At 42.3% G+C, this 2,219-nt stretch carries 1 protein-coding gene and 2 pseudogenes; 1 reads left to right on the forward strand and 2 read right to left on the reverse strand.

The window, feature by feature from the left end:
• Nucleotides 1–111: 111 nt before the first annotated feature.
• A pseudogene (locus Xvie_RS20060) lies at nt 112–760 on the reverse strand (IS1 family transposase); the annotation flags it as partial.
• Between the two features lie 140 nt (nt 761–900).
• Nucleotides 901–1,233: a hypothetical protein gene (locus Xvie_RS20065; protein WP_086110855.1), complete on the reverse strand. Its 333-nt coding sequence runs from the start codon at nt 1,231–1,233 to the stop codon at nt 901–903.
• Between Xvie_RS20065 and Xvie_RS20070 the strand changes: the two are divergent.
• Nucleotides 1,232–1,978, forward strand: a pseudogene (locus Xvie_RS20070) (IS5 family transposase). The gene Xvie_RS20065 and the pseudogene Xvie_RS20070 overlap by 2 nt on opposite strands.
• Nucleotides 1,979–2,219 lie beyond the last annotated feature (241 nt).

Raw genomic sequence — 2,219 nt, forward strand, 5'->3', positions numbered from 1 at the left:
GATACCAACTGTTGTAATCTTCATGGTGGACGCTCCCGTTATTAAATGGCTGTGTTGAATACACTGCCATTTTGGCACACTGATGCCGCTTAAATGGGGCGTCCATCCCATTATTTCGACGGATTTTGAAAAAGACAACGTTTTGCGAGTCAGTCTTGCCAAGTGCTGACGAAGATTCAGATTATGTCTCTTTATGCGTTGTGCATAACGCTTGCTGACTACGTGCAGTTTTCCCTCCAGCGTTTTTTCATAGTTTCTCCAGACATCAGTCATAGAGATCACAATGTTGAAAAACGTTAGCAACTCCATCAGACGCATCAATGTTTTCTTTGTCCTTGAACCAAAAACGTGGGCGATCACTTTTCGCCTAATCCTGTCATAAGCATAAAAGAACCAACGAAGCTAATTCTTTGACTTCACGTACGACCACTGCTCATCCATTTCATATCAGACAATCACTTCTATGCCGGGAGCAACGGTTTCTGTTACCGATTTGGGTCTGAATTTTTTAAATGACGAAGGACGGTATTCAGACCAATCCTCATCACACGTGTGTTGCCCGACATCTCATTCTATTCATAGCCATATCGACGATTTGCTTATGTGTGCCGGGATGACATGCGACATAAGTGGATTCAAGTTACCAAGAATGACGGCAGGATTGACAAAAACAACGTTGATGGTCAGAGCGTGGGCGCCCATTGCAGTGGATCTCCTTAACTGCATAACAAAAGGGGCAGGTTACATCAATCTTTACCATCTGAATGTTCTCCAAATAGGCATACTATTAATATGTAGCATGAGAGTTACCTCTTAGTTTCTTTGATTTAAGATTCAGCATCTTTAATAAAAACGGGTAACTCTCTTCTTTTCAAATCGAAGTGTCAGAACTAGCCTGAACTAATACAAATCAATAATTGCGAACACTTTATCTCTTAATTCACCGCGTTCGTCTGATTCCCACGGTAAATTAAGCAGAATATTTACAACCGTCTCTTCAAGAAAACTTTCGTCAATATATTCATTCAATTCATTAGTACTACAGCCGTATTTGTTTTTCTCAATCGGAAATATGCCCGTAGAACAGCTTGAAATGATACGGTTTCTCAGTTTATTGATTATCAGATAACACGTTAATTTTGGGATGATTACGGCTGTAGTATTAGATAGTGCCGTCATGAATTTATCTATGTAATAGTAACCCTTTATTACATGAATGATGACTTTAACCATGAGCACACCTGCACACCGTCGTCACGATATCTCTGAATTTACTTGCGCCTCACCTACCAGGGCGCCTGGGGACGTGTCGCTTATGATAATCGACAGTTTATTAATGCGGTATTCTGGATTTTATGGACAGGTGCCCCCTGGTAAGATTCCCCCCCGATTATGGTGATTGGAAAAATACGCATCGCCGTTTTTGTCGGTGGCGTGACAAAGGCGTATGGGAAGGATTGCTTGAAGAACTTATCTCTGAACCGGATTTCGAATGGCTAATGATTGACGCCAGTCACATTAAGGTTCATCCCCATGCTGCAGGGGCAAAAGGAGGCAATCAGGATATGGGACATAAAAAAGGGGGCTTAATACCAAGATACACCTGGCCTTGGATGCGCATGGTATACCGGTCAGAGCGCTTATTACACGCGGTACCACAGCGGATTGTTCACAAGCTGGGGTCTTGACTGAAGGAATCGATGCGGAACATTTATTGACGGATCGGGGTTATGATAGCAATGCCGTTGTTAAACAAGCAAAAAAACAAGGCATGGAAACGCAAATTCCCAGCCGCAAAAATCGCAAAATGAAACGAGAATATGACCGGGAACGCTATCGGTTCAGGCAGTTAGTTGAAAATGCTTTTCTCCACCTTAAACGTTGGCGTGGTATAGCGACCCGTTATGCCAAAACTAGTGCCTCATTTCTTGCTGCCGTTCAGATCCGTTGTCTCGTTCTTTGGTTAAACATTTTATGACGACATTATCTAATACTACAGCCGTAATCATCCCAAAATTAACGTGTTATCTGATAATCAATAAACTGAGAAACCGTATCATTTCAAGCTGTTCTACGGGCATATTTCCGATTGAGAAAAACAAATACGGCTGTAGTACTAATACTACAGCCGTAATCCCTATTGTGCCATGATGGGGCTCTTCTTCCTTAAATAAAAGGCGGTGTCACATGCCATCCCCTGCCAAAATCTGGGAACAAGA

Origin of the sequence: Xenorhabdus vietnamensis, from assembly GCF_002127535.1 — a bacterium.
In the GTDB taxonomy this organism is placed as follows: domain Bacteria; phylum Pseudomonadota; class Gammaproteobacteria; order Enterobacterales; family Enterobacteriaceae; genus Xenorhabdus; species Xenorhabdus vietnamensis.

What these genes read in the sequence shown, in the direction of transcription:
- Xvie_RS20065 (WP_086110855.1), bottom strand. Translation starts at nt 1,233, where the DNA reads ATGGTTAAAGTCATCATTCATGTAATAAAGGGTTACTATTACATAGAT.